Genomic DNA, 18,664 nt, shown 5'->3' with positions numbered 1-18,664 from the left:
TGAACAGATTTTATATTTTATATTTCAAATGTTCAGATAAAAAAACCCAACTCGATAAATGTTTAATTATTTATAAGTTGCTTTTATAAGCCAATTTTGCGATGTTAATCTAAACTTTAAAAATTTATCATCCTCAGACACCACCCCACTATCCATACCCTTGTTTGCTTTCCCTTTTTCCCACAACACAACACCATTAAACGCTACTTTACTAATTTCTTTTCCTGTCTTTGGTATACCAACAATTACCGTAGTTTTCCAAACATCAGGAGATTTTAAATTTAAAGTATATGTGCTATCAGTCTTTTTCATATCAATTTTTATTTCACCCATTACTGTTGGAATGGTTTTCTTTAAATGATTAAAATGTAGAAATGTTGGCATAATTTCATATTCACTCCATGCCACTTTAGTAGGTACAACTCCTGCAATGTGTTTTGATAAAATAGTATTAGGTGCATTCCAAGCGTGGTTATAACTTCCTCCATTTGGAAACATTTCATACAAAGTGGTCATCTCCTTTTTATCTACTTGACTTTGATATTGGTCTTTCATTCTTTGTAAAGACTCCTTATGTCTGCCTGCCATACACATGGCCTCTTCGGCAATCCACTCAAAATGCGGACTAGAAAATTTGTTTGGAATTAATACATTATCTACGATTTGATTGTAATATTCTGTTTTTGCAATACCCGAAACAATGGCAATAGCATTAGCTCTATCATCTTTTAAAGTTTCAGCATTGGTGCTATAAAAACCATTTTTCCAATACGCTTTATCAAAAGCAGGTTTCATTGTTTGCATTCTATTGGTATACCATTTAATATCATCCTGTTTACCTAAGACTTCAGCCATTTTTTTAGCTTCTTCAAGTGCTAGGTAATAAAAAGCTGCTTGAATAGGTTCGCTATCAATGGTGTTTTTTACGCCCCAATCTACCCAGTCCCAAGCATCTGGACTTTTCCCTTTGCGGTATTCTGGCAGTCCGTTTTCTTTCATAGGGAATAAGGCTAGATAATTATACATGTATGGATAGACTTTCTCCAAGGTTTCTTTATCTCCTGTATTTAAATAATAGGGCCAAACGCACTGTGCAATAAACTGCAAACTTTGTGCAACCAACTCACGCACCCTAAGTGGTCCTAATGCGCCAATCACTCCATTTTCGTTAAATGCCAGGGTTTGTAAAATAGCCTTCTTTAATAACTGACGACCCGCATTGTCCATCGAATAAAAAATATAGCCTGTTTGGTCAGCTACATCACCTATCCATAAAGCACGCTCTCTATCTGGGCAATCCATGAAATTATCACGGGCACAAACAAATAAGGTGTTGTTTCCCATCGACCATAAACGATTATAAAAAGCGTCATCAACTTCAAAGGTACCTGCCATTTCACCAACAGTCATCCAACGGTATTTTAAGGCTTTCACTTTAACTCCTTTTGGAATTGTATAGCGCACTTCGTGTCCGTTCATCCAAGAAAAGCTCTCGAAAGATTGCGTTCCTTCTTTGGTAATATAAGTAGCGTTGATTCTATTTAATCGGTTATCGGTTGTGATAAAAATAGTGTCACCTGCTTTGGCTTCAATTTCTAAATAAGGAGTAATTTGTTTATTGAAAGGAAGCTTACACTTAATGGTTTCGCCTTTACTGATATAGGGTAATTTTAAGTCTGCAGAATTCGCATAATCTTGTAATCCGTGATTGATTAAATGAGGGACAATATTTGGTTCTAAGTTATACCAAGGTGCAGTCCCAGCCACTCCTTTTTCAATGGCTTTAGGCCAATTTTTATCTAAAAAACCTGAAGTGTACCACGCCTTATCTGACCAATCATTCATGGCTTTTTGTGCGTCAAATTTAACGCAATACTGAACCACTGCATCACTTGCAGGGGGAATGGTGTTATCATAAGCAGGATGCTGTTTTGCTTTCCAAGAAGCATCTGAAACCAGTTTCTGTTTTCCAATATTCGCTGAAAACAAAAGACCACCTTTTTTACTATCAATATGAGTTCCTTTGTGTGTTTCACGTCCCCAATACCAAACTAGAATTGCTATGGTATTATCACCTTTTTTTAAGTAAGGCTGAATATTGACTGTCTCATACCACGAATTTGCTGGTGTTATTTTGTTTTTTCTATCCCAATTTCCTGCTTGACTTGGACCTCTTGACAGACCTCCTTCAAAGAGTACCATTTCGCCATTAATCCATAACCAAAATTTACTATCGACTGAAATAAATGCCTCTACCTTATTCGGTACTTCATTTATATTTATTGTTTTTCTGAAACTCATCCAGGTATTGGATGGCCCCTCTTCTTGTTGCCAAATCCATTGTGCGCCTTGCCAGTTTGGTGTTTGAGCAAAAGAAAATGTTGCCATTAAAATCAAACCTAAAGAAGCAATAATTTTTGTAGTTTTTTTACTTATTCTGATCATTTGTATTTTTTTTATTTAAACTATAATTGTAATAATAATAATTTTGCTAATTGTAATGTTTTTAATACTTCTTAACTTTATTGAAAAATTTATTGTTTTTTTATTATTTGACCACCCTGTGTTTTTCTTTATTTAAAAAGAATTTCAAAAAATAAAATTATTTATATGAATTTGTTCTTATAGTAACCGATCCAAATAAACCAGCTTAATCTAATTTGGTATGCTTAACTCCTGGAAAAGTTCGTCCGTTTTTACTAAAAAAAATGAATTCCCTGAATTCCTTCATATTTTATTGCTTCAAGATCAAGCGTTATCCCTTCTTTACTAATATTATACCATTAAAATGAAACCAAGTTCCAGGGTGATATACCATTTCTGGTGATTTAAATCCTTCACTTAACTTTTGAAAATCAGAGCCTGCCTGTTTTTTTTGAACATTTTCATTGATTGACTTGCATTGAACACTCCTAAAAGTAGAATTCGCATGATTTTTTATTCGATTTTTTAATAATTAATTTATTACCTATTAGGTGTAATTATTATTAGCAATTACACCAAACAAATTCATTTCAAGTTATTTTGTACTAAAACTCCAAACTTGACCTATCGTTTCTCCGCCTTTTCCATCTTTTACAACTACTTTAAAATAGTAGGTAGTTGCTGCAATTAAATTTGAAGCATTGTAAGTGGTTCCTGTTTGGTTTTCAGACACTTTTGTTAAAGGGGTGCTTGCTGTATCTAAATACACATCAAATGTTAATGAATCATTATCCACATCACTTGCAGACCACCTTAAACTTGTACTTGTTCCATCTATAATACCATCATGTACTGGCGTGATTAAATCTGGTGAAAATGGTAAGTGATTGGTAACACCTTCGCCTTCGGTTAAAAATTGATTTGCTGAAGAAAAATCACTTTGTGCATTTTTAGTATCTATTGCTTTTACTCGCCAGTAAAATACCTTGCCTTTGTCTAACGACATTGTTGTACTCAATGCAGTAACTGTCTTGGTTTGTACAATGCTTGTAAAGCCACTGTTTTCTGAAATTTCAACCTTATAAGACAATAAATCGTTGTCTAAATCCTGTGATTTATTCCATTGAAAATCTACAAAGTTATTAATACAAAGGGTTTGATTTAACGGATAAACTTGCACAGGAACAGATGGAGGTCTATTTTCTGGTGTTTCTTCAATAGCGTTATCATCTCCACCTCCACAAGAAACCATGAATCCTAAAATTACAACTAAATATAAATATGTTTTTTTCATCTTAATTCTTTATTACTTTAATAAATAAAGGTTTTTCTAAATTCAATTTCACAAAATAAACACCAACAGGATTGTCGCTAATATTTAAACTAACTCTACCACCTTGAACTTTGTATGTTAGTGATGAAATTAATTGAAATTGTGTATTGTATATTTCTATGTTTGCCGTTTTTATACCTTCTGGTAAATACATCTCAAACAAACCATTTGTTGGGTTAGGATATACACGCACATTTTCTAATAAATCGATACTTTTTGAAAGCACACCTTGACAAGCTGATTTACTTTGAATTTGCAATTGATCACCATGATTTATTTCAACAGAGAAATCGGTTTGATATGTTTCTAAAATGGTTTTTCCATTTTTAAGAACCGTATAAGGAGCTGTTCCTTCGGTAATAGAAATAGATGCTGTTTTTTTATCTACAAGTATTTTTCCGCTTAAGTTAGAAGCTTCAGCTATGGAAACTTTGTAACATTGTTCAAAAGTAACACCTTCAACAGCTATACATAAATCATACGTCCCTGGACTTAAATTATCAATATTTAAAGTGTTTTTAAAACTATCTGTATAATTAAAATTGTTTCCTTTTAATGTTGCTATATAATTTCTAGTTTCGTCAGCTTTAATATTAACACTTCCATTTTTCTTATTTATACAAGTTTCTCCTATAGATTTAATTAAGAAATTATTAGATTCTGAAGGAGATCTCCTTCGTTCTAATTGAGCCAAAAATAAATCTGGTTGAGCTATCCACTCTCCAACACCCGAAACTTCGACTAATTGACTATTTACTTTGTCTATTGGTGAACTTTGTTTACGAGCACCTTCAACCCCTATGTAATTTAAATAACTAAATCCATCTGTTTCAGCAGGTTCTATTTCGATATCAGGAACTATATTTTTATAGGTAATCCCCCAATAGGTGTTTCTAAAACCACAATTAGGCCCTCTTTCTCTGCCTGGAATCCCTATTTGATTAGAACCACTATTCCACCACATACGCTCTGGTCTTCCTATATCTATGTTTGTCCAAAGGTTGGCGTATGGAAAATTTCTGTGATTATCAAAAGCAATTGCAACTCCTTTACCCTTTCTAAAAACATTAAAAGCAGCAGTACCTTCAACCGATAATTCGTGCCAATGAATTTCTTTAAACTCAAAATTTTCAAAAAGATTGTAATACCCTTGAAATACTTCTAAAGGGTGATGCCCACCTCCGGCTTGTTGTTTCATTCTATAAATAAATGTACTTTTTGGTTCAACGGGTGGTAAGGGTATGTTTCTTTTTTCATCCCGTATTACAACACCACTTATTGTATTAAAACAGCTTTTTCCTCGTATGCTAATACCATACTCTAAATCAACTAATTCAACATTTTTTACCCAACAATTAATTACTTGATTTAATTGTAAAATCTTGAATCCTCTGTATATATTATGTACAAAAGCTTCGCTATTATTACATACAAACGAAATGTTTTCTATACCCATTTCTGAAATGGTCGTTTCCATATTCATTTTTCTAATGTATGGAGTCCAAGCCGTTCTAATTTCTATAGGCAATGGCCTATCAAATGTAATCGTGTTCCCATTTACTGCTGTAACGTACGCATACCAGGTAAATACTGTAGGATATATCGAAAGATCTTTGGTGCTAGCCCCTATAGCATCAATATTACCATGAAGATAACTTGATAAAGACTCATCTGTAGGATCTTTTTGTTCTAATTGAATAAAATCACCCACACTCAATGTATTTCCAGCAGTAACATTAAACTGATTTAAACCTTGTGAAACATCAGATTGCACGCCTCCTATATTAATTCGTTTAAAACTGCCACTCATGTTTATGTGATAAGCTGTAGTTGGAGATGTTGCGTTTGGAAAATAAAATGTAGTGAGTGGTTTTCCTTCTGAATCGACTTCACCTCTAAGCACTACACCAGATATATTTAATAACAATGGGGTGTCAATAACCCAGGTTCCCTTCGGAATGAAAATAGCCCCACGTTGATTTCTAGGCAAAGAAGCTTGCTGGTCAATTAAACTTTGTATTGCAGCACTATCACCAATAGCATCGTTAGGTATTGCTCCTGTTGTGCTAAGATTAGAAACTATGGGAATATCTGGCAAAGGTTCATTTGATGATTTATATCCTGCATAAGAAAAATCAGGAAGTCGTCCAGCTGGATCCCAATTAACACCATTAGGCCCCCATAAAGAACTCTCTTTTACTTGGGCTTGGGCCAATAATGTCGTTCCAAAAACAAAGAATAAAAATCTTACATGTTTAATTATTATTTTTTTCATTATTCGTAGTTTTTTGTTTGATATGTTTACTTCAATAGGATTTTTCCGATTGTTTTTGTTTTTAAAATTTCTCTGTACTTCTAAATGTTATATCGTTATTTTATATTTTATAATTTAATAGATTTTAAAAGACTGTTTGTTATTCAAAAAAAATCATTTATTAAAATAGGTCTTTAGTGTAACAGGTCCGATTAAACCGGATGAATCCAGTTTTGTATCATCCTTTTTCGGTGGATTGGTTGTCCAAGTTTTTTTATCTTCTTTTGAACGTGTGTTATCAAAAATCAATTGATTTCGCCAAGTATTGGTTACTTTGACTTCTAGTGAATTGTTTCCTTTTTTAACAAATTTGCTTATATTAAAAGTAAAAGGTGGTGCCCAGCGTGTACCTACTTTTTGTCCATTACACCATAGTTCGGCAATGTTGGCTACTTCACCTAAATCAATGCTACAATTTTCACCTATACTTTCTATCTTGAAATCTTTGGTATAGGTTATCGTTCCTGAATAATGTTTTACTGCATTATTCTCGTGGTTTGATAATGATTCTAATTTTGGTATTTGAATGGTTTCAGGAGTATCCCAACCTTTTTCAAAAGCAGCTTTCCAATTATTTTGAAATGCCTTTTCTTCAACCTTTAACTGAATTGAATTTACTTTTTCTCCTTCATAAAATTGATAAGTACCCGATTTTGAAGCTAGTATGTTATTTCCTGTTTTTGAAACAGTTATTAAATTATTGTTATTATGAATTCTATACCAATCCATTTCTGAACTCAAAATCGTTTGGTTTTCAAAAACAATTTTGGAGCAACTCGATTTCTTTTCTCCTTTTGGAAAAACCACTATGGCACTACCACTTGGACTAAAAGATAAGGCCACATTAATTCTTTCCTTATCCTTAGACCAAACCAAGGCGTCTTGTTGTTCTCCAGTAAAAGCATCCCACAATTGAGGATGTGTATTAGTCACTCTAAAACTTAACGAAACATCTACCGGTTTATCGCTTGTAGTACTCACAAAATAAATATCCGCATCGGCGGTTTGGCGATGAATCCAATGAATTTGCAAACCTTCAGGCACTACAACATCAGGCGCAAGGGTTTCGGCTTTTAAAACCTCATCAAGAGTTTGCCCCCAATACACCTTACCCAAGCCCACTTTTTTAGCCCCTCTATTTTCAGTTCCCCATAATTCATCTGAAATGGATTTGAGTAGGATTAAATCGTTTTCATCATCCATTAAACTTGGAGAACCCATTGGTTTATTCCCAACAATCACTGCTCCTTGAAGCACTAGTTCTTTTAACTTTTGAAGCGTTGAAAGCAACATTTCATCAGAATCTCTAAGTAAAATAACTCGGTAATCACCTGCCTCTTTTACATTGATTTTTCCGTCTTTTACCGATAATTTAGTTTGTAAAATTTCTTCATTCAAATAATCAAAACGATAGCCTTTCGGAAAATAATCCAAATCAGAAGGCGGACGTACAAAATCATCGCCATAATACCAAAGTACATCGGCTACATATTCGCCTTGTTGTAGCATATATTGGTCACGTGCCAAATAAGTAATCCAATCTGGCATGTGCTTCCACCAAGTTTGTTTTCTAACCAAAGGAAAACCGATATTTCCTCCAAAACTTGAACCAGGAGTAACATTGGTTTGTGGGGTATGTGAAAATGTATGGAAAACCAAATGGTTAATCCCTTTTGTAAAATTATAATCTATCAAGTATTTGACATCAAAAGGGTGTTCGTTCCATTTTACGTTTAATTGTGTACAGGCTTCTGCGGCTAATTTTGGTTTGTTATACAAATGCATGGCAGAGGTGGCAGAAAATACTAGTTTATCGTTTTCATTTTGCTTCGAAGGTGCAGTAGGATACCAAAACTCCGTCATGGGTATATCACTGACACCATAATAACGCATAGGGTCAATAGGTAAGACTTCACCACCTGCTCCTTCGGTATATACTTCTGTTCCCATTTCATGGGCGACTTTTGCAAAATGGCTGAAAAAATTATCAACATACACATCATCCATGGTTTGGCGTATATCCCGCAAAAACTTGGTAGTTACCTCAGGACTTTCAACAATATATCCCATGGTGGCTGGTAAATATTTTTTCATGCTATACCCACGACGTTGCTCAAACTCTTGAAACATATCTTCGGAGTTCATCGTCCAAGTGGGTACATGGCTTTCCCAACTATCAATCAATAAACCTTTTAGTTTTCCGTCACCAATGGGACCACCAGGTTGAATCATTTTACCAATCATCCCCTTGCGCAAATGATTTTCAATGGCTATTTTATCTAATTTACTGGATTCCCAACCCGTAGATTCTGGCATGGCAGGTTTATTGGTAAGTCTCATATTGATATGACCAAAACGTACTACTGTCCAATTTCCGTTTGGAACATCCCAGCTTAGTTTTCCATCTGAGGACATTTTATCTGTAATATTTAAAATTTTATCCGCAGGAATAATGGTGTTTTGGGCATAATGATAGGTCATTTCCTCTTTAATACCACGCAGGGTTTTGGCTGCTTTGGCTTCGTGATTATGAAGCCTTGGTTTTGAAGTTAGATGAATAAATTCTGGTTGAATAACATGAGTCCCTTCAAAAGTGAAAACAAATTCTTTTGCTGTAGTTTCAGGAACAGCCAATGTTAAATATTTTTGTCTGTCATTCCAGTGACCATCAGGTATTTTAATAAATGCAATTTGAGTTAATTTATTTTCTATAAGTGCTTCTATTTTTAAGGTAACATCTACTTTTGGGTATTGCGAATCCATTATAATATGGCGCAATGGTGGCAACTCAATAGAACGAAGGGTAACGGGATTATTAAATATCGTTTTTACCCAGCTGTTTTTTGTAGCTACTTTGGCAATCCCTTCGGCTCTGTATTGTGGCAATTCTTTGTCAAGCATGGTAGTTTTGGCTGTGACAATGATTTTAGAATTAGGGTTAAAAATATCTTCCCAAGGTACAATGGTATTATTAGTCTCTACTTTTGAAGGATTGAGTATGGCTGTATCGTCGCCTTCTGGAGTTGGAAATGCCAGAACCTGCACCTCTTTATAATCATAATCTGGAGTTTTATACAAAGAATCAATTGATAAAACTTCATTAAATTTCGCTCCACCCTTTAATCTGTACACTGTTTCTACAATTTCTCTTTGCGCTTCTTCGGCAGGTACCCAAGGACCGCCCGTCATGGACCAGCCAGGGCAGTTTTGCATCGTAAATTTTAAGCCTAAACGCTTGCATTCATCGGCGGTATGGCGCACCATGTCTTCCCATTCTGGTGATAATACTTTGATTTGTTTAACCCCTGGAAATACCTGTCCGTTTTTATTAAATAAATGTACTCCTTGAATACCGGCATATTTTATTGCTTCTAAGTCGAGTGTAATGCCTTCTTTGCTGATGTTATTTCCGTTAAAATGAAACCAAGTTTCGGGATGGTATTGCATTTCTGGAGATGAAAAACCTTTTTTTAATTTTTCAAGACTTGTTTCAGGTATGTTTTTTCCTGAAACAACAGCTGTTTTTTGAGGTTTACAACCTACTAAAAACAGCTGAATACTTAATACAAAGCATACAATAGAGGAAATTTTCATGATTTTTATTTTAATAAATGTGTTTAAATAGTGAAAAACTATTCAATTATAAGTTTTGTGTAATATTAGGAAGTCGTCCAGCTGAATATTAGCTAACGCCTTTAAAACCAAATAAATAACCCTATTTTACTTGGAAAAGAGCCAATAATGTCTTTCTAAAAATAAAAAATGAAGGACTTACATATTAAATTATTGTTTTCATGTTTCGAAGTTTTTTGTTTGTTTTAGTTTACTTAACTAGGGTTGTTTCTGTTTTTTTTTTTATATATCTGTTTAACTAAAACATTAAATCATTCTTTCATTTATGATTAATTTTAATTGAAGATCCTTAGGATTCAATTATTCTTTTTAAATATTTTACATTTTTTTTTCAAATACCCATCATTATAAGTTGTTAAAGTTAGAACAGTCAAGGCAACTCTTTGTACTGCTTTGTACTGCTTACAAATAGTTTTAAAACAAATTAATTTCATTTGGTTTTAATCACCAAATGAGAAGGAGTGTTTAAAAGTGAGCAAACGGGTAAAAAAATTTAGGATGGTGATTTATTTTTATTATTCCCCGGAGTTTGGCATCGGTACAAACCCTCAAAAAAAACAGGCTGGACAGAACTTTGGGTAGGTTTTTCGGGCGAAATTGCCAGTCAATTTCTTTCTAACGGTTTTTTCAGTGCCAATGAACCAATTATTTCAAAATGTAATAATGAGGCTATTTTAAATCATTTTAATGCTCTTTTCAAACTATTTTACCAAGAAACCTTTGCTTTTCAAAGATTAGCCTCTAGAATTTGCATCCAACTAATGGCAGAACTTCACAACATCAAACAGGGTGGTAACAACATCGAAGACCTCAACTCTATGATTTCAAAAGCCAAAGGTTTGATGTATAAGAACATTAATCAATCCATTGACCTTGAAAAAATGGCAACCGAACTGGGTGTTAGTTATTCAAAATTTTGAATTGATTTTTAAAACCCAAACAAGCGTATCGCCATTACAATATTATTTGTTACTTAAAATTGAAAAGTCCAAAGAACTGCTTTTAAACTCCAATAAAAACCAAAAAGAAATTGCTTATGAATTGGGTTTTGAGTCGGATTTTTATTTTAACCGTCTTTTTAAACAAAAAACAGGATTGACACCTGGGCAGTTTAGAAATTTTCAAAAATAAGACAACATAAAAACAAGCTGCTTTTTCTTGGTAGTAATCGCAAAAGATAGAAACTTAAAAATAAAAAAACTGCACGAAAATTACTTTCTGTGCAGTTTCCATATATACTCTTACTACATTATCTACTAGCAGATAAAATAATTTAGTTATTTACAAAACCATCAATCTTAGTTCCTTCTCTCCATAAAATAGTTGCAGAACCTTCCCAACAACGGTAAGCCCCCATACGGAAGAACGTTTCTTTAGGATTAACATTATTAGGGGCGTTCCAATTTACATTTTCTCCATTGATTGTTCCATTAACATAATTGGTCACTGTAGTCCCACTAACTGTAAAACCAGTTGTTACATCAACATAAAAATCCTGGTTATAACCTACAGTTGTTATTTTTACTAAACTTCTTTGGGCATCGCCATAACCATTACGAATTCCAATTTGTTCTCTAAATATATCAAATTTTTCAATTTGTCCATTAACTTTTATTATTGAACCCGTTGGGCGTCTTACAGCTTTAGCAATAAACAAACAAACCGCTGGAGATTTATCAGCTGGACTAAGATCATCTTTCCCTTTTACTTGAAAAATATAGGTTCCGTTTCTATCTGAAGTATCAGTAGGATTTTTGGTTGCATGGCTCTCTACAGTACCCACACTTAAAATACGACACCAACCCGAGAATCGTACTTTATTACCCGTTTTTAATTTATTTACTTTTTTGGATTCACGTTCAATTCTGGTTTGAAGAGTACCATTGACATCAGGCGCAGCAATCCGGTACACGCCCCAGTTATAATTAGAACCATAAGTACTTTGGGTATAATTGTATGCACAACTTCTATCATCAATGGTTGGACTTACACCAACATTATAATCTGTACCATTAGTCCAAGAATAAAGACTCTGAGGACAGTCCGCTGCTGTCAAATTATTACTAACAGGAACAACAACTTCTTCGTCGCTTGTAGCTACATTATTGGTTTCTTGAACATCATTTGTACAAGACATTAACAGTCCGATTTGGAGTAAGCCTCCAAAACCCAAAAGAGCAAATTGATTTAATTTTGGTTTCATTTTATGATAAATTTGGTTAATTAATAATCCAAATTTAATCTATATCCAACTACCTGCTGTACTGCTCTGTAGGGGAAAATTAAACATTACAAACATATTTAAGATTTTTTTTATTTAATACGTAAAAAACAAACGGATTAAATACAAATTAAACAAACTTAAATATTTGCCAATCTAAACCATTATGGATTCAAAGTCCATAGATTTGGTTTGCAAACTTAAAGTTAGCAGGGTTACAGAGCGCATTTTTAACTACAAATGAACAGAAATTATTTTGCAGAAATTGGAGCAATTTGTTGTTGAATATTTTTAGAAGCTAACAAAAATGCAATAAAGCAAATAGTTTTAACTATTTATGTGATCAATAAAAAGTAGTAACCAACATTCCGTAAACTGTTTTTCTTTATTACTTATAACTTAATAGAAATTCAAGGTACAGTCTTTGTATCTTAGAACTCCTCCTAATTAATACTAATTTTTCGGGATATTATTCCATCACCATCTGTAATTTTCAAAATATAGATACCTGATTGTAGCTCATTTAAAGAAAGGGATTCGTTTAAATAATTGGTTTCTTTAATTTCTTTTTTGAAAACAAGTCTCCCTGATGAATCAAACAACTCCATTGTTATATTAGTTAACGGATGTAACGTTGGAGCACTTACAATAAAAGTCCCTTTATTAGGGTTAGGAAATACAGTAATAGTATCAAAGTAATCCTTTCTTTCGTCCACTTCTTTGATTATTTTTTTACAAAATTCTATAGACCATGAGTTCAACACACCTCCAAAAGAATACTGATTATCTTTAACAATTATATTCCATTTTCCTTTCTTGTCTTCTCCGTCAAAGAGTGACAAAGCATCTTTTTGCGGCCGGTATGTAAAGTTGCCAGAACTATTTTTACAATCAAAATTAACAGCCTCATCATCAAAAACCCCTATTAGAATGTTTTCTTGACCACAGCTATTATTGCTCTTTAATTCTACTTTTGTTCCTTGTGGGCTTTCAATAAAAATTTCTAAATTCTTAATTTGCTCGTGTGATAAATTAATAGCAATATTAACATCACTAATAATTTCGGAATCTTCAACAACAATACTGTTTATTTGTTTAGAATCAGGCAATTCATAGGCTATTGGCAATGATAAGTCTAAACCTGATTCATATTTTTTACATGTATTAATAACTTCTTGACCAATGGAAAAATCTTCTTTGTTGATAGCAAAAAAACAACCTCCATTAGCTTCCAGCAAAAAACGGCATTGTTTTGCAGTGATGTTAGGTACCTTAAACTGGAACAATCCATTATTAGGTATATTATCAGCAATAACGTAATCGTATTTTACTCCACCATCTGTAGATAATAACAATTTTAGACTTTTACCTCCTTGGAGTAGGTTAGTCTTATTCACTTTCCAACTAATCGTTTGGTTTGAATTAGGGATTAAAAAAATGGATTTGGTATTAAATGAACTAAATTCAAAAGGACCATAATTTGCATCAAACACCACTTCTACATCATTGTAGTTTGTGAGACCGCCTTGTGGATTATTATCCCTTACAGTCAGTCTGAAATTAGCTTTTCTTCCCACATTAGGAACTTTTTCCCATTTTGTTTCATTAAGGCCATACCGTAACTCATCAAGATTTGGAATATACCTTGTATTATTTTTGGAAGGCAAATAAGACCTGCATAAAACTGCGGTTGAGTTGGTCACCTGAGGATCAGGAAAAACATACCTCCCAAAACTATTGTCAATTTGCTCCCAACAATAAGTTAACTCATCCCCTTCATTATCTGATGCAAAGCCTTCTAATTTAAATGGAGTGGATATAGGCAAAATGATATCTGGAGAATCTTTAACAATAGGTTTTGTATTTGCGGTGTTTATGAATTCACCGCAAGAAATATGCTTTGAATATTCCTGAATTTGACTAATTGAAATTCCATGAAAATAAGTATCATTATTTAACTCGACGTTTGCCGAATTAGAGATACCTGCATACCCCATAATTGTGGAGCCTGAACCTGGCTCGACTTGAATTCCTGTTCCTTCATTACCATTGTTTGACCAAGTGTGATTGGCACCAAATTGATGTCCAATTTCATGAGCAACTAAATTGTAATCAAAAAAATATCCAGTTGGATAATTACTTGATGAATATGCTCTTCCTTTCAAACCCGATTGACAGACACAACCAATACAGTTTGAATTTCCTGAAATACCACCTCTTCGAAATAAATGTCCAATGGAATAATTAGAATCGCCTATCTTACTATCCAGAATATGTTGTAATGATTCACCAAAATCCGTTGCTTCTAAATACGGGTCAATATCACCATCTAAAAATAAGATACTGTCATTGTTTGCTGCTAATTGGAAACTAATATTCAAATCGTTTTCAAAAACCGCATTTACATTGGTTAAGGTAGCTACAATGGCAGCATTTACACTAGCAAGTGTGTTTCCGTGAAAATTAGAATATTCACTAGTTGTGGATATGGCAATTGTGTATTTCTTTTTTTCCGCAGTTAGTTCCTGCTTATTGGAATAGGCTTGTTTTTTTAGTTTGCTTAATTTTATGGGAGCCAAGCAATTACTAGCATCTATACTTTCAATGTTCTTTTTTTCTAATACTTTAAAAGCTTCGATGTTATCATGGGGTTCATAAACAACAAACTCACCATTATTAATCATAATTCCACTAAGCCCTTTGTATGGTGAAAGACTAAAACTTATTTTTATTGATGGATTTTTCATATTGTAACCAAAATACGATCGTATTTCGGGATATTTTTTTTGTTGTTCTTCATCAAGAATAAAGCGTTCAGAAATCAAAAAATCAATCACATTGCCTTTTTTGTCTGGAAAACCTATTACTGTTGTTTGAGTATTATTATTTTTTGATTTAGACGTTTGAGCTAAAGCGGTGCTCAGTCTTGAATAATCATATTTATAACGATTGGCAATGGAATCATTTCCTGCTAAATGAATTTTGCCCTCTATTTTTGTTTTAAAAAAAAAGTTATTTTGACTATAGCTTGAAGTGAACAAAAATAAAAACAGAAGGCAAAATTGATGTCTTAATAAATTCATCTTTTTTTTAATAAAAAATAATACTTTTCATTTTAATAAATAATCCAACTCATAAATGAAATGACCTATGATTTGGGATTTGAAACCTATTATTTCCATTGACTTTTTAAACAAAAAACCGGAATTGGAAGTAGAAAAATACCAACTTCGTCTAAAACTTAGTTTTTGAAATCTAAAAAAGCAGAAAAATTGAATTTCTCTGCTTTTTTATTACTTCATAATCTCCTAGTCTATAATAAGCTTGGCATAATCGTTTTTTTGACTGTCTCCAGTAACTTTAATAAGATAAACACCTGGTTCAAAATTACCCGCCACTTCTAGTTTGCCTTCAGTAGTAGACGCACTATACCTTACTTTTCCAAGAATATCAAAAATACTGACTGTAGCTTTACCCGAACTGTCAATTGCTATGGTAAAATTGCCATTTGAAGGATTTGGATATACCTTAACCCGTGAAACTTTTGAATCGAAATTCTTAACCTTTAACAATGGATCTCCATTAGTCTCTACTTGCCATTTACTTCTTTCATCATTTTCATCTGCAGGAAGATTATAAAACAACCCGTCTGTTTGATGGTATAAAAAGCGACCATTATCCTTAGCCTCAAATCGATACGTATCGTCATATTCATCATAATGAACCGTCCAAATTTTATCTACATCAGGTGACGGAGGTGCTTTAGTTGTAACTACTACATTATAAGGTACCGTATATCCTGATCCAGTTGCTCGCAAAATTCCATTGACTTTACTATCTATGTTGTAATAGGACTTAGAATCTAATTCTGTTGCGACAAACAACCATTCTTTATCAGTTCCTACACCTGAATCACTGCCTACAACATTAGTACCACTGGATGTTAAATACTTTCCGGTAGCTACATTTTTCAACTTATAAATATTTTCTTGTGGCCCACCTCCACCGCCAACTTGATCGCTGGTAATCTTCATTTTATCAAAATTAAACCCACCTATGACACCAACTATTCTGATTTTCTGAATTCCTTTTTGAAGTGTAATAGTGGCTTTTGTACTTTTAAAAACGGTAAGACTTGGAGTTACTGTTAGATTCATGGTTGCTAATGTGGTATTCCCACTTTTTACATCAATTCTCTTTGAAGTAGTTGGAGAGGCAGCAAATACTTCAATTTGGTAGGTACCCGTTAAAGGTACATCAATAGTATATTCTGCAAAATCATTTACCCCCCAATCATTTAGATAAAAAATAGAATTACTCCATCTTGTGACATTCACTCCACTTTTAGTAGTAAAATATTCAGCCTGAATTTCAGCGGGAAGTACATGCGTTTTGGGTTTAACGGTTATGGTTCTGGTAGCCTGAGCAGGTGTAAAATAATCATCCCCTTCCTCTGAAACGGTAATTGTAGCGGTTCCTGGCCCTAAAACATCTGTTACATACTTATCCCACACGATGGCTACTTGATTGTTAGGTAGTACATAACGCAATTTGGCATTTGGATTATTACTTATTGCCTCTAATTCAAAGACTGAATCACCAGATGTTACTTCGGGAATAGCATTGAATACAATTTGTTGTGACCGAATAGGGATTTCAAATTCTCTACTAACAATTGGGGCTGCGTTATAGATAGCATCACCAACTTGAATTGCAGATATCGTTGTTGTTCCTGCTCGTTTGGCTTGTAATTTTCCATCAACAATAACAGCCACATCTGGATTGGAACTTTCAAACACCACTGGCAAGCCTGAAGTAGCGGTAGCAGACAAGACTTGATCTGCGTCGCCCCAAGTATGTACCGACTTAGACAACGTAAATTCAATAGTTTGATTTGTTTTATTGGTATTGGCATTGACCACTAAGGTTTGATTGACTTCGGGTGCAGCATCAAAGGTGCCGTCCCCCACTTGTTGTGCTGTAATCTCACAGCTTCCCACGCCCATAATTTTCACTTTGTTCCCCTCCACTATTCGAGCAATATTAGTATCTGACGAACTAAATTTTACAGGCAAATTAGAACTTGCGGTTGCAGTCAAAGCGAAATCAGCATCGCCCTCTGTTTTTTGACCAATCGCATCAAAAGTAATGATTTGCGGTGTATATTCTGATTTCTCAATTTGGAATACATAGCAATAAATGGATACTTTCTCACTGTTTTCTCTACCACTATAAACGGCCACAATCGTTCCGTTATTCATTATTTTAATGCTTTTTCTAAAGCGTGAACCTACCGTCATCCTGAAATCCTCACGCCAAGTGTAGGTACCTGCCAAACAACTACTAATTACTAAATCTTCACCACTTTCTATAAATTTATACATGCGGTTGCCGTAAAAATTCCCTAAAGTTCCTTTGCCGCGTTCTTCAGTAAATTCAGTTTCTCCTGCTTTTTTTAAATAATTATAATGTGTAGTGTTTTTTGGAGCTTGATACAAATAAATATCGTTTTTAGGCGAAATAGCTACTCGTGGACCGCCTGACCACCCAGCATCTGCGGGTACACTTCTGGGGTCTGCAATCAAAAAGGGCTTGTGGTCGATAATTGGTAAATCGTAACTTTTTCCTGCTATATTCGTTGCTTTATTATCCATTCTAGCGCCAAGCTCCATCAAATAAACCCCTTCATTTAATGTTGTAGGCGATTCCGCCCATCGAACAGAGTAGGTATAATAGAATTTTCCGTTTATTAATGTCGCCTCACCATAAGCAAAATTTCTTTCCCCTTGAGAAACTTGAGTTCCCGTTCCTTGAATAATGGTCGTTTCAGGCGACCAAGTATCCCCATTGTAATAAGTCATTATTATATTACCTCCTACAGCCGCCCCCAATCTTCTTTCAAAATACATCTCCCCTTGGTCGTTGTTGAATAAATCGGGATAGGTCACCCCACTAACCACCTTTCCAGGGATTAGATAATCTTGTTGGGGTAAAAAATTGGCAGCTGTAAATTCACTGTCAGGACCAAAGGCTATGTTTTTCTTTGAGCGGATATAATTCAAATCTTCGTTATGGTGGTCAAACATCAAATGAACAGTGCCGTCAATAGGACAAATACCAATATTAGTAGTGAGATGCGTATCCCCTTTCCCTCCTACCAAACTTAATTTAGCTGGCAAAGCCACATGCACCCAATTGCCTTCACCTATTTTTTTACGGGAAACCATCAAGGTCCTATCGGTCCATCCGCCACGGTACCAAGTATAAAACACATAGCCATTGGACACCTTAACACAATTCCCATGAGGATTGATACTGGCTGCATAATGATAAGGTTGAGGATCATCAGCCTTCCAGAAATAAAAGGCATCTCTAGTTACTACGGTACTATCTAAAAATTTGACTTGGGCTAAAATGGCATTAGTAAAAGAAACAGCAAAAAAGAAAAAAAATATAAAAAAAGCAGTGCTTTTTACATTTTTGAGTTGAATATTAATTTTCATAAAATAAGTGGTTAGTTAATCAAAATCCATGTGTGCTTTTCTATAATCCACTATATATAAATAGTTGTTTACAGAATCTTTATATTAAAAAGTTAACCCGTTGACTGAGTTATTTTTAATAGTTAATTGTTTACTATTTTATCAGATTTAGCTTGTCGAAATGTATTTTAAATAGGGACTTCGACAGGCTCAGACTGAGATTTTTAGTTATCGTTTACTTTAAAGTTATCAATATA

The 18,664-nt window shown here is 33.9% G+C and carries 9 protein-coding genes and 1 pseudogene; 3 read left to right on the top strand and 7 right to left on the bottom strand.

The genetic code is table 11. The features are described from left to right. Nucleotides 1-66 precede the first annotated feature (66 nt). The 4 genes from ACNH59_RS10540 to ACNH59_RS10525 form a co-directional block, all read right to left on the bottom strand. Nucleotides 67-2,445, bottom strand: a complete 2,379-nt coding sequence (locus ACNH59_RS10540) for a hypothetical protein (protein WP_418262506.1) — start codon at nucleotides 2,443-2,445, stop codon at nucleotides 67-69. A 574-nt stretch (nucleotides 2,446-3,019) separates the two neighbouring features. Beyond that, complete coding sequence (locus ACNH59_RS10535; protein ID WP_418262505.1) at nucleotides 3,020-3,718, bottom strand: fibronectin type III domain-containing protein; 699 nt, start codon at nucleotides 3,716-3,718, stop codon at nucleotides 3,020-3,022. A gap of 1 nt (nucleotide 3,719) precedes the next feature. Beyond that, entirely contained in the window at nucleotides 3,720-6,032 is a 2,313-nt protein-coding gene (locus tag ACNH59_RS10530) for a T9SS type A sorting domain-containing protein (RefSeq protein ID WP_418262504.1), read from the bottom strand. 153 nt (nucleotides 6,033-6,185) lie between these two features. Beyond that, nucleotides 6,186-9,665: a glycosyl hydrolase gene (locus ACNH59_RS10525; RefSeq protein ID WP_418262503.1), complete on the bottom strand. Its 3,480-nt coding sequence runs from the start codon at nucleotides 9,663-9,665 to the stop codon at nucleotides 6,186-6,188. 551 nt (nucleotides 9,666-10,216) lie between these two features. Here ACNH59_RS10525 and ACNH59_RS10520 point away from each other — a divergent pair. The 3 genes and pseudogenes from ACNH59_RS10520 to ACNH59_RS10510 all read left to right on the top strand — a co-directional run. Further along, nucleotides 10,217-10,453: pseudogene (locus ACNH59_RS10520) on the top strand (AraC family ligand binding domain-containing protein); the annotation flags it as partial. 12 nt (nucleotides 10,454-10,465) lie between these two features. Beyond that, nucleotides 10,466-10,624, top strand: a complete 159-nt coding sequence (locus ACNH59_RS10515; protein WP_418262502.1) for a hypothetical protein — start codon at nucleotides 10,466-10,468, stop codon at nucleotides 10,622-10,624. Then, entirely contained in the window at nucleotides 10,602-10,835 is a 234-nt protein-coding gene (locus ACNH59_RS10510; RefSeq protein WP_418264890.1) for a helix-turn-helix transcriptional regulator, read from the top strand. Before ACNH59_RS10515 ends, ACNH59_RS10510 begins: the two co-directional genes overlap by 23 nt. Before the next feature lie 142 nt (nucleotides 10,836-10,977). On the opposite strand, the gene ACNH59_RS10505 is transcribed toward ACNH59_RS10510, so the two are convergent. From ACNH59_RS10505 to ACNH59_RS10495, 3 genes are all read right to left on the bottom strand, one after another. After that, nucleotides 10,978-11,907 (bottom strand): hypothetical protein, encoded by a 930-nt coding sequence (locus ACNH59_RS10505; protein WP_418262501.1) that lies wholly within the window; start codon nucleotides 11,905-11,907, stop codon nucleotides 10,978-10,980. Nucleotides 11,908-12,368: 461 nt separating this feature from the next. Continuing rightward, complete coding sequence (locus ACNH59_RS10500; protein ID WP_418262500.1) at nucleotides 12,369-15,008, bottom strand: reprolysin-like metallopeptidase; 2,640 nt, start codon at nucleotides 15,006-15,008, stop codon at nucleotides 12,369-12,371. A 225-nt stretch (nucleotides 15,009-15,233) separates the two neighbouring features. Then, nucleotides 15,234-18,428, bottom strand: a complete 3,195-nt coding sequence (locus tag ACNH59_RS10495; RefSeq protein WP_418262499.1) for a BNR-4 repeat-containing protein — start codon at nucleotides 18,426-18,428, stop codon at nucleotides 15,234-15,236. Between the last annotated feature and the right edge of the window lie 236 nt (nucleotides 18,429-18,664).

Origin of the sequence: Flavobacterium faecale (genome assembly GCF_048320115.1) — a bacterium.
Taxonomy (GTDB): Bacteria; Bacteroidota; Bacteroidia; order Flavobacteriales; family Flavobacteriaceae; genus Flavobacterium; species Flavobacterium faecale_A.
The sequence above is the reverse complement of the archived record's forward strand: the minus strand, read 5'-3'. Positions and strand labels throughout refer to the sequence as shown.

What these genes read in the sequence shown, in the direction of transcription:
- ACNH59_RS10525 (WP_418262503.1), bottom strand. Translation starts at nt 9,665, where the DNA reads ATGAAAATTTCCTCTATTGTATGCTTTGTATTAAGTATTCAGCTGTTT.
- ACNH59_RS10530 (WP_418262504.1), bottom strand. Translation starts at nt 6,032, where the DNA reads ATGAAAAAAATAATAATTAAACATGTAAGATTTTTATTCTTTGTTTTT.
- ACNH59_RS10515 (WP_418262502.1), top strand. Translation starts at nt 10,466, where the DNA reads ATGGCAGAACTTCACAACATCAAACAGGGTGGTAACAACATCGAAGAC.
- ACNH59_RS10500 (WP_418262500.1), bottom strand. Translation starts at nt 15,008, where the DNA reads ATGAATTTATTAAGACATCAATTTTGCCTTCTGTTTTTATTTTTGTTC.
- ACNH59_RS10535 (WP_418262505.1), bottom strand. Translation starts at nt 3,718, where the DNA reads ATGAAAAAAACATATTTATATTTAGTTGTAATTTTAGGATTCATGGTT.
- ACNH59_RS10540 (WP_418262506.1), bottom strand. Translation starts at nt 2,445, where the DNA reads ATGATCAGAATAAGTAAAAAAACTACAAAAATTATTGCTTCTTTAGGT.
- ACNH59_RS10505 (WP_418262501.1), bottom strand. Translation starts at nt 11,907, where the DNA reads ATGAAACCAAAATTAAATCAATTTGCTCTTTTGGGTTTTGGAGGCTTA.
- ACNH59_RS10495 (WP_418262499.1), bottom strand. Translation starts at nt 18,428, where the DNA reads ATGAAAATTAATATTCAACTCAAAAATGTAAAAAGCACTGCTTTTTTT.